Source organism: Streptomyces sp. NPDC051109 (genome assembly GCF_044455885.1).
Taxonomy (GTDB): domain Bacteria; phylum Actinomycetota; class Actinomycetes; order Streptomycetales; family Streptomycetaceae; genus Streptomyces.
The window spans coordinates 237,541-251,742 of sequence record NZ_JBITFF010000002.1 but is presented as its reverse complement, the minus strand read 5'-3'; the positions used below and the strand labels follow the sequence as shown (position 1 = coordinate 251,742).

General features: G+C 71.8%; 11 protein-coding genes. 6 read left to right on the top strand and 5 right to left on the bottom strand.

What is annotated here, in order from left to right:
* Positions 1 to 94 precede the first annotated feature (94 nt).
* The 4 genes from ACIBAD_RS04070 (at position 95) to ACIBAD_RS04055 (ending at position 3,870) form a co-directional block, all read left to right on the top strand.
* Positions 95 to 2,365, top strand: coding sequence for a nitrate- and nitrite sensing domain-containing protein (locus tag ACIBAD_RS04070; RefSeq protein ID WP_398904302.1), 2,271 nt, complete (start codon positions 95 to 97; stop codon positions 2,363 to 2,365).
* Entirely contained in the window at positions 2,362 to 2,796 is a 435-nt protein-coding gene (locus ACIBAD_RS04065) for a roadblock/LC7 domain-containing protein (RefSeq protein WP_134068887.1), read from the top strand. Before ACIBAD_RS04070 ends, ACIBAD_RS04065 begins: the two co-directional genes overlap by 4 nt.
* 116 nt (positions 2,797 to 2,912) lie before the next feature.
* Entirely contained in the window at positions 2,913 to 3,284 is a 372-nt protein-coding gene (locus ACIBAD_RS04060; RefSeq protein ID WP_398904298.1) for a DUF742 domain-containing protein, read from the top strand.
* A 34-nt stretch (positions 3,285 to 3,318) separates the two neighbouring features.
* On the top strand, positions 3,319 to 3,870 hold the full coding sequence (locus ACIBAD_RS04055; RefSeq protein ID WP_134068885.1) for an ATP/GTP-binding protein: 552 nt from the start codon (positions 3,319 to 3,321) through the stop codon (positions 3,868 to 3,870).
* Between the two features lie 28 nt (positions 3,871 to 3,898).
* Here the strand turns inward: ACIBAD_RS04055 and ACIBAD_RS04050 are convergent, their stop codons facing one another.
* The 3 genes from ACIBAD_RS04050 to ACIBAD_RS04040 form a co-directional block, all read right to left on the bottom strand.
* The gene (locus ACIBAD_RS04050; RefSeq protein WP_398904296.1) at positions 3,899 to 5,050 is read right to left on the bottom strand and encodes a hypothetical protein; all 1,152 of its coding nucleotides are present in this window, start codon (positions 5,048 to 5,050) and stop codon (positions 3,899 to 3,901) included.
* 100 nt (positions 5,051 to 5,150) lie between these two features.
* Positions 5,151 to 5,702, bottom strand: a complete 552-nt coding sequence (locus tag ACIBAD_RS04045; protein WP_398904293.1) for a superoxide dismutase family protein — start codon at positions 5,700 to 5,702, stop codon at positions 5,151 to 5,153.
* A gap of 228 nt (positions 5,703 to 5,930) precedes the next feature.
* Positions 5,931 to 6,821, bottom strand: a complete 891-nt coding sequence (locus ACIBAD_RS04040; RefSeq protein ID WP_398904291.1) for an SDR family NAD(P)-dependent oxidoreductase — start codon at positions 6,819 to 6,821, stop codon at positions 5,931 to 5,933.
* A gap of 157 nt (positions 6,822 to 6,978) precedes the next feature.
* Between ACIBAD_RS04040 and ACIBAD_RS04035 the strand changes: the two genes are divergently transcribed.
* Positions 6,979 to 7,791, top strand: coding sequence for a class I SAM-dependent methyltransferase (locus ACIBAD_RS04035; protein ID WP_398904289.1), 813 nt, complete (start codon positions 6,979 to 6,981; stop codon positions 7,789 to 7,791).
* Positions 7,792 to 8,019: 228 nt separating this feature from the next.
* A complete protein-coding gene (locus ACIBAD_RS04030) occupies positions 8,020 to 8,319 on the top strand; it encodes a hypothetical protein (RefSeq protein WP_134068880.1) in 300 nt (99 codons plus the stop codon).
* A 198-nt stretch (positions 8,320 to 8,517) separates the two neighbouring features.
* Here ACIBAD_RS04030 and ACIBAD_RS04025 read toward each other — a convergent pair whose 3' ends face one another.
* Positions 8,518 to 8,952: a VOC family protein gene (locus ACIBAD_RS04025; protein ID WP_398904287.1), complete on the bottom strand. Its 435-nt coding sequence runs from the start codon at positions 8,950 to 8,952 to the stop codon at positions 8,518 to 8,520.
* Between the two features lie 214 nt (positions 8,953 to 9,166).
* A complete protein-coding gene (locus tag ACIBAD_RS04020) occupies positions 9,167 to 14,110 on the bottom strand; it encodes an FG-GAP-like repeat-containing protein (RefSeq protein ID WP_398904285.1) in 4,944 nt (1,647 codons plus the stop codon).
* Between the last annotated feature and the right edge of the window lie 92 nt (positions 14,111 to 14,202).

The following is a 14,202-nucleotide window of genomic DNA, read 5'->3' as shown; positions in this document are numbered from 1 at the left end:
GCTCGCGCGATCCTGCCCCGCCGCATCCCGAGGACCGATGTCTCCCATACCTGAAGGCACCCCAGGGCCGTCGAAGGCCCGAAGACGGCGCACCGTGCGCCTCCGTACACTGCTCATCTGGCTCGCGGTCGTCCCCACCGTGGCCATGGGCACGCAGGTCGCGGTGACCGCCGAACGGCTGCTGGTACAGGCCGACCACCTGCGCGACGACCTGGCGGCGAGCAAGCGCATCGGGGAGCCGCTGTTCCGGCTCATGGCCGAGCTGCAGGCAGAACGCAAGATGACCGCCGCACGGTGGGCCGGTACCCCCGTCCGTGACGCCGATCTGCGCGACCGCCGGGCCGCCACCGACCAGGCCGTGGCCGAATTCCGGCGCCTCGCGGCGGACTCCGGCGACCGGCCGGAGTCCGCGGAGGCGGCGGAACACGTACAGGACGTCAAGACCCGCCTCGACCAGCTGACCGCCTTCCGCTCGCGCGCGGACGCCCGTTCCGGCGTCGCCGCGCAGGCGATGGCGTACTACAACGAGGTCATCGACGGGATCACCGGTCTCTACCAGGGGGCGTTCAGCCACACCGATGACGCCGGCCTCGTCGAGGAGAGCCGCCCGGTCGTCGCCATGATCTCCGCTTCCGAGATGCTGGCCCGCCAGGACACGATCCTCACGCTGGCGGGGCCCTCCAGGGAGCTGACGCCCGCCGCCTTCGGCGAGTTCCTCGACGACGCCGGAGCGCACCGGCACCTGTACGACACGTGGATCGTGCCGTACCTGCCGCCCGCGGAGAGGCAGACCTACGAGCGGATCACCGCCTCGGACGCCTGGAAGACGAAGCTGCGCGTCGAGAACGCGATCGTCGCCCAGCACAAGATCACCGATTCCGGGATGAAGCTGCCGGCCGATGTGGGCGACTGGCCGGCGGCGCACCAGGTGTTCGCGGCGCAGCTGGGCGAGCTCGGCAACCAGCGCTCGCGCGCCCTGCTGGCGCACGCCGACGCGAACGCCGCCGAGCTGGAGAGCGAGGTCTACTGGCTGGTCGGCGGAAGCGCCGGCGCACTGCTGCTGGTCGTGGCAGTCGTCGTGGTCACCACCCGCTCGGTGCTCCGCCGCCTGCGGCGGCTGCACGAGCGCACCGTCGCCGTCGCCGAGCAGACCCTGCCGGACGTCGTGGCCCGGCTGCACCGCGGTCAGCCCGTCGACGACGCCGTGCTGCCGGCGGTGAGAGGGGACCAGGACGAGGTCGGGCGGATCAACGACGCGTTCGCCCGGGTCGTCGCCGTGTCCGTCGACGGACACCGGCGGCTCGCGGCCGAGCGGCACGGATTCGGCATGTTCGCCTCCGGCATCGCCTCGCGCACCGGGAACCTGGTCAGCCGCCAGCTCAGCCTCACCGAGGAGATCCAGGACACCTTCGGCCACGACGAGGCGCTGCTCGCCGAGCTGATGCGGTCCGACCAGCTGACCGTCGGCATGCGGCGGCAGGTAGAGAACCTGCTCATCCTGTCGGGCGGCGAGATCCCCGACCCCCACACCGAGCCGATGCGGGTCGCCGACCTGCTGCGCGAGGCTGCCGCGGAGGTCGAGGACTTCCGGCGGATCGAACGGCACGCGCTGGACGAGGCGAGCGTCGAACCGAGCGTGATCAGCCAGATCAGCCACCTGCTGGCCGAGCTGCTGGACAATGCGACCCGGTTCTCCCCGCCCAGGTCGAAGGTGGTCATCCGGGCCGAAGTGGTCGCGGACGGGCTGTCGGTGGAGATCGAGGACCGCGGGCCGCGGGTGGGCGTGGCCGGCTACGAGGAGATGAACCGGCGCCTGCACTCGGCCCCGCCCTACTCCGAACTCGCCGAGAACGCGCACCGGCTGGGCCTCTTCGTGGTCGGCCACCTGGCCGACCAGCTCAAGGCCAAGGTCACGCTGAGGCGTTCGGTGTACGGAGGGACCTCGGCGGTCGTCGTGCTTCCGGGCGACCTGCTGGCACGGCCCGCCGCGTCGGCAGCGTCCCCCGCCCCCGGGTCCGCCGCGGCCGTGTCCGCTCCGGCCGCCGCGCCCGTCCCCGTACGGCGGTCAGCGGCCGAGCCGGTCCCGCAGCCGGCCGTCGTCGAGCGGCCGGAGCCGGCCCCGGCGCCGGCGCGGCGTACGCCCGTGCTCCGGCCGGTGACCGGGGACGGCGGCACCCGCCCCGCCCTCCCGGAGCGCGTCCCGCAGACCCACATGACCCGCCAACTCCGTGCGCCGCGAGCGCCCGAGCCGGAGCCCGGCCCCGGCCCGGACACCCCCGAAGAGGTCGCCGACGCCTGGGCGGACTACGAAGAGGGGACGCAGAAGGTGGAAGCCGAGCTCAGACAGGAACAGGATCAGCGATGACGACGACCCCCAACTCCGCGACGTCCAGCACTCCGGCAGCGAACGACGCGATCTTCAGCGTCCTGGACAACCACCTGAGCCGGATCGCCGGCATCCAGGGAGCCGTACTCCTCTCCAACGACGGGATCCCGCTCACCGCCTACCTACTCGACCGGGACCAGTCGGAGCGCATGGCGGCCGCGGCCTCCGGGATCGCCGCCACCATGAAGGCGATATCCCGGGAGATCGAAGGCGGCCGCGTGATCCGCCAGCTGGTCGAGATGGACGACCGGTACCTCTGCGTGGTCGGGTGCGGGGAGGGCAGCACGCTCCTCGTGGTGACCTCCCGCAAGGCCCGCCTCGGCGAACTGGGCGGCGAGGCCGTACGTACCGCCCAGGCGCTCGGAGAATGGCTGGGCACACCCGGTCGTTCCTCGGCGCCGAAGCCGTAATGCCCGAGCCCGAGATGCCGGAGCCAGAGGGGTCCGGATCCGAGCCGTCCGAACCGGAACGGTCCGGACCCGAGGCGCCCGAGCACGCGGTGTCCGAGGCGTCCGAGGTGTCCGAGGTGTCTGAGCCGGGGGAGCCGCAGCGCGGCGGCCGCCGCCGTACCCGGCTGTACGCGCTGACGGACGGCCGGACCGCCGCACCGCACACGGTGCTCACCATGGACACCACGATCACGGCGGCCGTCGGCCCCGACGCCCGAGGGGGCCTGCCCACCGAATGGCAGGCCGTCCTCGCCATGTGCGCCGCGCCGAGCGGGCTGGCGGTCGCCGAGATCGCTGCGCGGATGGGGATCCGGCTCACGCCGATGACGCTGCTGCTCGGCGAACTCGCGGACCGCGGGCTGATCCACCACCAGCCGCCCTTGCAGGGGGCGGAGACCACCAACGTTCACATGCTCATGAGAATCAGGGACAACCTTGCCCGGATATGATGGATATGACCCGTCTGTCGCCCCTGCCGGACAGGTGTCGCCTGTGAAAATCCTCGTAGCGGGAGGCTTCGGCGTCGGCAAGACGACCCTGGTCGAGACGATCTCCGAGATCGAGCCGCTGCGCACGGAGGAGCGGCTGACCGCGGCCGGAGTGGGCGTGGACGACCTCGACGGCATCGAGTCCAAAGCGGTGACCACCGTGGCGATGGACTTCGGCCGGCTCACCCTCACCGAAGCGGGGGTCGTCCTCTACCTCTTCGGCACTCCGGGCCAGGAGCGTTTCTGGTTCATGTGGGACGACCTGCTGGCCGGCGCCCTCGGCGCGCTCGTCCTGGTCGACACGCGGCGCCTGGACCGCAGTTTCCCGGCCATCGACTTCTTCGAGAGCCGCGGGCTGCCGTTCGTGGTCGGCGCGAACTGCTTCCACGGCGAACAGCAGTACAGCGCCGAGGAGATCGCCGCCGCGCTGCACCTGCGCGATCCGGACACGCCCGTCCTCCTGCTCGACGCGCGCGCCCGTACCGACGTCCGCGATGCGCTCCTCGCCCTCCTCGACCTGCTGATCAGTTCGGCGGACGCGGCGTAGACAGGCGGCGCCGAAGCGTACGGGTTCCTCAGGAATCACCGTCACCGGCGGGCTGGGGCGGTGCGGCGGCCGCTGTGCCGGCTGCCGGAGGTGCGGATGCGGCGACCGGGGCTGCGGCGAGTTCGGCGAGGAGTGCCTCGGCGAGACCCTCGCGGCGTATCCGCTGGTCGACGTAGAGCATGGCGCTCGCGAGCTGGCCGAACCCGATCTGGAAGATCTGGCCGGCAGCGCCGCCGAAGAGCATGAGGAGGAAGGCGAACACGAGGGCGGCGATGGCCCCCGCCGACGGGGTGCCGCCCTCGGGTATCGCCTGAAGGGCGGGCATCATCGCGAAGGTGCCGATGAGGTTGAACGGCAGCTGGATCGCATACGCGATCGCCCCCGCCAGCATGACGGCGACCACGGTGTAGCCGAAGATCCGCCACCAGTCGCCCCGGACCAGGGCCGCCGAGCGCCGCAGCCCGGTGACCGGACCCGCGCCTTCCAGGACCACGACGGCCGAGGTCAGGCCGAAACGGACGTTGAGCCAGACGGCCAGCGGCATGGCGGCCAGCATCAGCAGCGGCAGGAGGCCGAGCAGCGCGACTGCGCCGTCCCTGGAACCGGCGGAGACCGCCAACGGCACCCACACCGCCAGGACGGCGAACACCGGGGAGGCGGCGATCAGGATGCCGAGGAACAGCGCGCCGGCCACCGCGGGAGCCCGCCGGACCGAGGTCCGCCACAGCGCGCGGAAGGTGGTGGGGCGGCCCATCACGGCTTCCTTGAGGACGGCCGGACAGAGCGCGGCGACGACCGAGATGCCCATCACGCCGATGGCGAAGAGCAGTACGAACACCGCGATGGCGGCGACGACCAGCGGCACGATGTGCTCGGTCGGCGGCTCCTCGCCGAACGGCGGATCGAAGACGGGCTCGAAGTGGTCGTGGACCGCGGCCACGGCGACGCCCACCACGAGGGCCATGGCCGGCAGGACGACGGCCTGCACGGCCAGCACCACACCGGCGAGCGTCTTCCAGTGGGCCCGGATGGTCGCGAACGATCCGCTGATGATCTCCCCGAGGGCCAGCGGGCGCAGGGGTATCACTCCCGGCTGAGGTGCGGCCGGCCGCCAGCCTCCCCACTGGGGGGCGCCGTCCCAACCGCCCCCGTGCGCTCCCGGCCAGCTGTTCTGCGTCATGCACATGCTCCGTATGTCGTCCCCCTGTGGGACGCACAACATATCCCAGCTGGTCAGGGACATGGCAGGCCGACCGCTGCTGCCGTGCCCGCCGACGTTCCTACTGGAACGGCACGTTGACGCAGGCGAGCCGTGCCCCGGCCGTGCCGGCCGTGCCGGTTCCGGTGTGGGTGGCGTGCTCGTGGATCACCACGGAGCGGGCCTGACCGGTCCGGAACCGCCACTCCACGGTGGATGCCGAGGCGCCGTCACCGTGGTGGTCGGTGGTGATGTCGAGCCACACCTCGTTGCGGGGGCCGGCGTAAGCGGGGTTCGTCGAGGGCTGCTCGGGGTCCACGGCGTTCTGGTAGTGCGACCCGGAGTCGTTCGGCTTGCCGCCGCAGGGGTTGCGGTGCACGTGGGCGCCGAACGTCCGGTTGGCCTCCACGCCGTGGATGCGCAGCTCCACGTGGGTGTCGTCGCCGACCCGCTCGGTGACCGTCACCTTGCTGCCGAGCGGTACCGCTTCGGTGTCGAAGGTGACCGCCTGGTGCGCGGGAAGGCTCCCGGCCGCCCGGAAGGTCTCCTCGATCGTCACGTCCTGGCCGGTGACCGCGCTCAGGGGCAGGACGGCAGCCAGGGAGGCGGTGAGCGCCGAAACGAGGAAGGACATCTTCCGCTCCTGTCACCACGGGTGTGCCGGATCGCCGGCGCGACGGCCCGGCGGGCGCTTCCGGGGACCATGTTCGCGCACCCGGCGGCCTGGCGCGGGGCGCCCCGACGGTGTCGTCCTGCCTTTCGTTCGTCTGCGCCACTGCCGGGCCGGCTGCCGGGCGGGCAGGCAGGTGGTGAGCCCCCGTCACCCCTTCGGCCGCCGGGCGGCTCGGCGCGGAACGCCGGGTCAGAGGGCGCGGAGAGGTGCGTGTCGTTCGCTGAGTCGGCGTACGGCCCCGGCGATGCGGGGGTCGGTCGCGGCGCGGAAGGGGGCGACCGGGGTCGCCCCGGCGCCGATGACGATGCCGGTCCGGCCGGTGAGCGTGTGGTCGGTGGCGGCGACGATGGAAGGTCTGGCCGCGACGGAGGCGGGGCCGGAAATCGAGCGTGCGAACTTGCGGCGTACCAGGGGCCACAGGAGGCGCAGGGCGGGGGCGACGATCTTCGGGTCGGTCATGGTGCCGTTGGTCATGTCGGTGGCGGCGCCTCCCGGGTCGGCGGCGAAGACGGACACGCCGGTACCTTCCAGCCGCGCGGCCAGGTCCAGGGTGTAGGCGAGGTTGGCCAGTTTGGCGCGGCCGTACCAGTGGAAGCCGTAGTAGCCGCCGGGCGGCTCGACGTCGTCGAACACCCGCTTGGCGACCCCGACCGCGGCCGAGGTGACGTTCACGATCCTGCTCGGTGCGGCGGCCGTCAGGGTGGGCAGCAGCAGTTCGGTGAGCAGGTAGGGGGAGAGGTGGTTGACGACGAACGACGCCTCCACGCCGCCCACGTTCTGCCGGTCGGTGAACATCGCGCCGACGTTGTTGACCAGTACGTTCAGCGGTTCGCCCGAGGTGGCGTGGTCGGAGGCGATCCGCTCGGCGAGCGCGCGTACTTCGTCGAGGGCGGCGAGGTCGGCGGCCAGGAACCGGGCCGGGTGCGCAGGGTTCGTCGCGTTGACGCGGCCGACCGCCCGGGTGCCCAGGTCCGGGTTGCGTCCGACAACGGTGACCGCGTAGCCGGCGGCGGCCAGCCCGAGCGCCGTCTCCAGGCCGATGCCGGCGGTTCCGGCCGTGATCACGGCGGTCTTCTTCATGGCTCGTCCACTCCAGACGGTATGCGGATAGGTCATCCGGTTCATTGCGACCGTAGCACATGCGGATGATGTATCCGGTTGAAGTCCGGGCCATGATGGTCCCGACCGATCAACGGCACCCAGGAGGCCTCGGTCGGGGCGACGTGAAGGGACTGCGATGCGACACGCCACGGGCGATCACGCGCCCGCCGCCAGCGGGTACGACGCCGAGCTCCAGCGGCACAACCAGGTGCTGCGCCGGGCGGCCCGCATCCGGCCCCACGACCACGTCCTCGACATCGGCTGCGGCAGCGGGCAGACCACCCGCGAGGCCGCGCGCAGGGCCCGGGCGGGCAGTGCACTCGGGGTCGACGTCTCGGAGCCCGCGGTCAGGCGCGCCCGCGAACTGGCCCGGGCCGAAGGGCTCCGCAACGTCACGTTCGAGCAGGCCGACGCCCAGGCCCACCGCTTCCAGCAGGAGCGGTTCGACCTGGTGATCAGCAGGTTCGGGACGATGTTCTTCGACGATCCCGTCACCGCGTTCGCCAACGTCGGGCAGGCGCTGCGCCCGGCCGGGCGCCTGGTGATGATGGTCTGGCAGTCCCGCGAGCGCAACGCATGGGACGTCGCCATCCGCCGATCCCTCGGAGCGGCCGAAGAGCCGGCAGCCGGTGGCACCGAGGGGCCGGATCCGTTCTCGCTCGGCGATCCGCCGGCCGTCCGGGAGATCCTGCATGCCTCGGGGTTCGCCGACGTCGCGTTCACCGACGTCCACGAACGGGTCTACTACGGTCCGGACGTGGCCGCGGCCCTCGCATGGGTCCGCGGCTTCACGTGCACCAGCGCGATCCTGAAGGGGATGGACCCGGCCGCCGCACGGCGGGCGGTCGAGGACCTGCGCGTGGCGCTCGCCGCGCATCTGGGCGACGACGGCGTCTGGTTCGACTCCCGGGCCTGGATCGTCACCGCGCGCCGCGCCGCGACGGATTGAGGCGTGGCGGGTTCAGGCGTGATGGGCTGCGGCCCTCGTGCCGAGGGCCACGCCGGCGCGGACGGGGGAATCTGCTCGGCCCAGACGGTGGCGACGCAACCGCCGAAGGAGCAGCCGGGACACGAACTCGTCGGCGCGCATCGTCGCGGACGCGGTCGGCAGCCACGTGCCGCGCCGCCGGATCGGCCGGTCCTGCGGCGACTGCTGGTCCAGGCGGGATGCACGGACGTGCGCACCGAGACCGAACTGGTCGCCAGCTCCCTTCCGGATGCGCGGCTCCGCACGGACGCGGCGGGGGCGCGGTACGGCTGGAATCCCGCCGGCTGGGCGTCCTTCCCCGCGGTCGTCGCCCAGCTCGGCGAGGTCATCCGGGAGGTGGGGGCGCAGGGCGTGGGTCCGTCGTCCTCGTCGAGCAGAACCCGGGGCTCGCCTGTTCCGCGGCCCGGGCATGACGGCGACGTACTGGCGCCCTGCGCGGAATTCGCCTCCCGCCCCGACGACGGGCGCCCCCTGCTCGGCGTCGACTGAGCGCCCGCCGGCCACCCACCGGAGGCGCAGGAGGCCGGGCGGAGCTTGCGTGATCGGAGCGTGCGGGTGTGGAACGAACAAGCCGGGGGGAGGTCCGTTCGCTCCACTTCGCGGACCCGTACGGCAACGTGATCGTCGCACCCGCAACCCGCCTTCTGAGGCCGTTCGAGCGACCGGTCGGGTGCGGTGCGCTGCGGCTCAGTCGAGACAGAACTCGTTGCCCTCGATGTCCTGCATCACGAGGCATGACTCGTTGTACTCATCGGCACGCAGGAGTTGCACGCGTGTCGCGCCGAACGCGACCAGTCGTTCACACTCGGCCTCCAGCGCGGCCACGCGCTCCTCACCCACGAGCCCGGTGGCGACCCGCACGTCGAGATGCACCCGATTCTTGACGACCTTGCCCTCGGGAACACGCTGGAAGTACATGCGCGGACCCACACCCGTGGGATCCATGCAGACGAACCCTGCGCCCTGGCGCTCGGCCGGCAGCGAGCGGTCGTAGTCGTCCCAAGTGGCGAACCCCTCCGGCGGCGGCGGTACGACGTACCCCAACACCTCGCACCAGAAGCGGGCGACGCGCTCGGGTTCCGCGCAGTCGAAGGTGATCTGAAGCTTCTTGATCGTTGACATCGGCGCACCATAGCAGGCGGACCCGCTGCCCATCACCGGGTGGTCGTAGGAGTGTTGGACGGTGGGCGACCCAGGGAGCCGGGGACCAGGGGACCCATGAGCGAAGGCACCACCTCAAAGACCCTCGCCGCAGGCGAAAGGGCCCCGCACCGCCGTGGTGGTGGCGGTACGGGGCCCCGGAACGGCGGGCCGGGTCAACGCGGAGTGGCTGCGGTCACCAGGTGCCGGGCAGGGTCTGCCAGCTCAGGAAGCCGTTCTCGAAACCACCGTCGGGGCGGCTCTTGAAGGTGAAGGTCCCCGAGGCACCGCTCGCGTAGTTGTACAGCGAGGAGATGTCGGCCCGGCCGTCCCCGTCGGAGTCGCCCGAGAGCGGCATGCCGGCGTTCGTGCCGTACCAGTTCCCCTCCGGGGTGTCCCAGCTGCGGACCGCGTCGCCGACCGTGCCGTCGGGCTTGGCGAGCAGCGTCGACAGCGAGGCGTGGCCGTCCCCGTGGTCGTACATCAGGGCGGCGTCGGCGCGGCCGTCGCCGTTGTAGTCGCCGGCCGTGAACTTGATCTTCGCGTACTCCCACGCCCCGCCGGCGGGCTGGCTCCACGACTTCACCGGGGCGGCGAGGCCGCCGTTCGGCTGGGAGAGGAAGGTGAAGACCGCGACGCCGCCGGCCGTGTAGCCGTACAGGGCGACGACGTCGTCCCGCTTGTCGCCGTTGAAGTCGCCGACCCGCCACGTGGCGTGGTCGGTCCACCAGTTGCCCGCGGGCGTGCGCCAGCTGGCCGCGGCCGGGTTGAAGAACCCGTCACCCTTCGAGGTCCAGGTGTGCGCCCCCGCTTCGCCGTTGCCGTAGTCGTAGACCATGGCGACGTCCGCCTTGCCGTCGCCGTTGAAGTCGCCCGCGAACGGCTTGGCCCTGGCCCAGTCGAAGGAGCCGGCGCCGGTGCCCGCGGCGGTCGTCACCCCCTTGACCGGGGTGAAGGTGCCGGTGGTGTTGGACAGGAAGCTCCACAGGGAGTCGGAGCCGTCGGCGTAGCCGTAGAGCGCGACGATGTCGGCGCGCCCGTCGCCGTCGACGTCACCGGCCGTCCACTTGGCGCGCTGGTAGGAGAACCCGCCCTTGGTGCTCGTCCAGCGGACCGTGGGCTCCGCGTACCCGCCGCCGGGCAGCGCGTCGAAGACCCACAGGGCGGTGGTGTTGTCGCCGTAGTCGTAGACGGTGGCGAGGTCGCTGCGGCCGTCGCCGTTGAAGTCGCCGGACAGGTCGGTGCGCAGGTGCGCGGTCCGGTCGGCCGGCTGGTGTTCGAGGGTCGCGCCGGTCACGGTGTTGGCGCGGATGTAGCCCTTCTCGAAGTCCTCGCGGACGCCGCCCGCCACCTCGTACTCGTAGGAGGTCGGGTAGCCGAGGGTGCTCTTCTCGGCGCCCATCGCGATCCACCGCCTGCGGATGGAACCGCGGATCGCCGAGGCGCCGTTGCCCTTGCTCCAGTAGATGGATGCGGTGGCCTCGGTGTCCGAGCGGGGTCGGAAGTGGTTGAAGCGGGCGACCGAGCCGTCCCCGACGTTCGTCTCGTCGGTGACCGGGTAGCCGATCCGGCTGGCCGGACCGCCGAGGGAGACGTACGTGGCGTAGATCGAGCCGTGGACGGACCACGCGCCCGTCTCGGCGGACCAGAAGATGCCGCCCTTGCCGCCCGCGGCCGAGTAGAAGGTGGAGAACCGTCCGGTGCCGTCGAAGGTGGGCGTCTCGTCGGAGGTCGGGTAGCCGAGGATGCCCTTCTCGGCGCCCATCGCGAGCCACTTGGCGCGGATGCCGCCCCAGACGATCCACGCGCCGCTGCCGGGGTGCCAGTAGATGGAGCCGTTGTCACTGGTCTGGCCCGGTCCGCGGAGGTTGACGTAGCGGCCCGCCCCGTCGGACGGGACGAGCACGTCGGTGGTCGGGTAGCCGATCGAAGTGCCGCCCTTGGCCAGGTACTTGGCCAGGATCGGACCGCACAGGGTGTGCGTGCCGGTGGCGGAGGAGGTGAAGGCCTGGCACTCCGACCAGGAGGTGCCGCCGAGTACCAGCTGCCTGCCCGCGCCGAAGGCCGAACCCTGGGCCGGGGCCTGCCCCGGGAACTCGGTGATGCGGCCGTTGCCGTCGCGCGACCACAGGTCGGCGAAGCCGTTGCCCTCGAAGTCCCCGTTGCTGGACAGGTGCGCGTAGGCCGCGCCGGTGAAGCCGCTGCCGATGGAGGTCGTACGGACCGCGGGGTCGGCGAAGACCGACAGGTCGGCCACGGTGGCCGCGCCCGGCTCGGTGGTGACGCGGCTCGTGTACTGGTGGATCTTCCCGGTGACCGTGTCGCGGGCCCAGACCTCGGGCAGCCGGTCGCCGTTGAGGTCGCCCGGCGCCATGAGCGTCATGTTCTTCCAGTCGGCGTTGCCGAGCAGGATCGGCTCACCGAAGGCGTCGAGGAAGCCGACGGCCGAGCCGCGGTACAGCCACAGCTGGTCCCCGGTCTTCACCAGCAGGTCGGGCTGGTCGGCGTCGTCCACCTTGCCGTCGCCGTTGTCGTCGTCCACGCTTCCGATCGCGACGGCCTGGTCCGCGTCGGCCCAGTGGTCGTCCACGTCGGGGTTGCCGACCTGGAGCTCGATGCGGTTGGCGTCCGCGCTCTCCAGGTCTCCGTCGCCCTTGTTGGGGTAGACGTAGAGGTTCTTGCGGGAGTTGTCGGGGCTCGGCTGCAGGGCGACGAGGTCCTCGTAGTAGTCCTCGTTCCAGCTGCCGCGGTGCGTCAGCGAGGCGGCGTCGGCGAAGGAGCCCTGGTCGCCGAGTTGGCGGGAGAGGTCGAAGGTGCCGTCGCCCTTGCCCGGGTGCATCCACAGCAGTCCGGAGCCCGGGTCGACGCTCCAGATGTCCACCGTGCCGTCGCCGTTGAGGTCGCCGTGCCTGTCACGGGTGGCCAGGCGCTTGGCGTAGAACAGGTATTCCTTGAGGTTCGACCGGTTGCCCGAAGCGTCGAGGCTGCGCACGAACAGGCGCTGCGGACCGGCCGTGGTCGGCGTGTACTTGACGTCCACCGCGCCGCCGACGGCGGTCGGCGGGATCTTGTTGACCTTCGGGTTGGAGTCGGTCCACCACTCGAAGCCCGTGACGTCCTTGACCCCGTTGGCGCTCAGGGTGAAGGTCCCCTCGGAGCGGGCGAAGCCGGTCTTCGCGGGATCGTCCTCGTTCTCCGGGAACTGCTTCGACGTCACGAGTGGCGTCCGGTCCGGGCGGGTCCGGTCGATGGTGAAGAGGCACTGGCCGGCCCAGGGGCCGGGCGGGCCGACGTTGTCCAGCGTCCGTACGTCCCAGCGGTACGTGCCGTTCAGGTCCTTGGCGGGGATGCGCAGCTGCGCGACGTTGCCGTTGCTGGCCTTGATGACGGACTTGGTCTGGCTGGAGGAGCCGTCCTTCCACCAGTGGAACTCGGCATTGAGGGAGACGTCCCCCTTGTCCTTGTCCTTCACCCGGGCGCGCAGGACGATCTCGTCGGTGGTCCCGATGACACCCCCCGTGCAGGGCACGGAGGGGTCGGTGGAACGGTCAGTGATCTTGTCCGGGGTGGTGTTGAACGTCGTGGAGACGCGGGCGCTGTTCGGGTCGAACTTGCGCCAGGAGACGTCGACGGTGTCCTTGGCGGCCTTCAGGCCGATGGTCCAGGTGCCCCAGTGCTTCTGCGCGGCCGCCGCGACGGCCGACTTCACGTTGAACTCGATCAGGTCGCCGTCGCCGGGGCAGTTGCGCCCCCCGTAGGACTGGCCGCTGGAGTCGACGAGCCGCCTCCAGTCGGGCTGGTCGTTCCAGGTGGTCGACTTGGAGATGGGGCCCGTCTCCCAGGCCTGGACGTCACCGGACTTGCAGCTCCAGGAGCCCGCCGACTTCTGCTTGATGCGCAGGGTCGACTCGATGATCTGCTTGTCCCAGTAGTCCTTCATTCCGACCTGGAAGAAGGTCTTGGCGCAGATCACGGCGCCGCCGTTGGCGGCGTCCTTGGCGCAGCCGACGCGGGCGTCCTTGCTGAGGGTGCCGCCGTTCCAGTAGTTCGTGTTCGGCGAGGACGGGAACGCGTTGTGTTTGTACGCGATCGTCCACGCCGTCTTCCAGGCGTCCCAGGTCGGGTCGATCACGACCGGGTACGTGGTCTCCGGTGCTTTGAGCAGGCCCTGGTCCGGGGTCAGGGTGAGCGTGGAGCCGTTCAGCCGGACTCCGAGGTCGGCCTGCCTGGCACCGGTGGTGACGCCCTCGACCGGCGCCGGAGGAGCCTCGGCGGGGGCGGACCCGGCGGCGGGCGCGGCCGGCGCGGAAGCGGACGCGGAACGCAGCAGGGACTTGGCGGCGGTCGCCGGGGCGGCCGGCGCACCGGCAGCAGCCTCGGCCTTCTGCCCGCCCGCGTCCCACATCTGCGGCTTCGCCGAGCCGAAGACGGTCTGCCCGGCCGGGTCCACGGCACGCAGCTGCCCGTCGGCCTCGGCCCGTACGGTCAGCCCCTCGGCCTTCAGGCCGAACGAGAGGGAGGCCAGGGCCGGGTTGGCGGCGCCCTCGCGGGTCTTGACGACGAGCGCGTGGGAGAAGCTGTCCACGGTCGCGCTCACCCGCAGGTCCACCCCGGGCAGCACCTCGGGGTAGAGCGCGCTGCTGCCGTCGAGCCGGGGCTCGGGCAGCGGCGCCGGCCAGCTCAGGGCCACGTCGCGGCCGTTCTGCGACATCACCGCGAGAGGGGAGTCGCCACCGCCCGAAAACGTCAGGCCGATCGAGGCGGCCTTCGGGGCGAGGCGGCCGTCGTCGCCTTTGTGCAGCGTGGTGTCGACGGGAATGAGCTTTCCGCCCCGGCGTACGCGTACGGGCACCAGGGCGTGCTCCGCCGTTCGTGTTCCGTTCGGATTGGCCCACACCTCGTCCGTCTCCGTGCGCAGGCCGATGATTTCGACCGGCTTTCCGGTCCGCTCGGCCTCGGCGGCCGCCTTCTCGGCTTCGGCGGCGGGCGCGGACAGCCCGGCGGCGGGGCCGGAGTCCGCCGCGGCGGCGAGGGGCGCGGTACCGGTCAGGCCCGCGGCCAGGGCCAGTGTCGTGACCAGTGCCGACGCCCGCAAGCGACGCTGGCCGGTGGCGCGTTGGCGCGCCAGGGGTGGTCTCACGGAGGTTCCTCGTAGTCGATCCGGGCACGTACGGAGGGTTCCTGCGCACGGATGGCTTGATCAGTCCGGGCGAGCTTCTCACGACCTGCGGC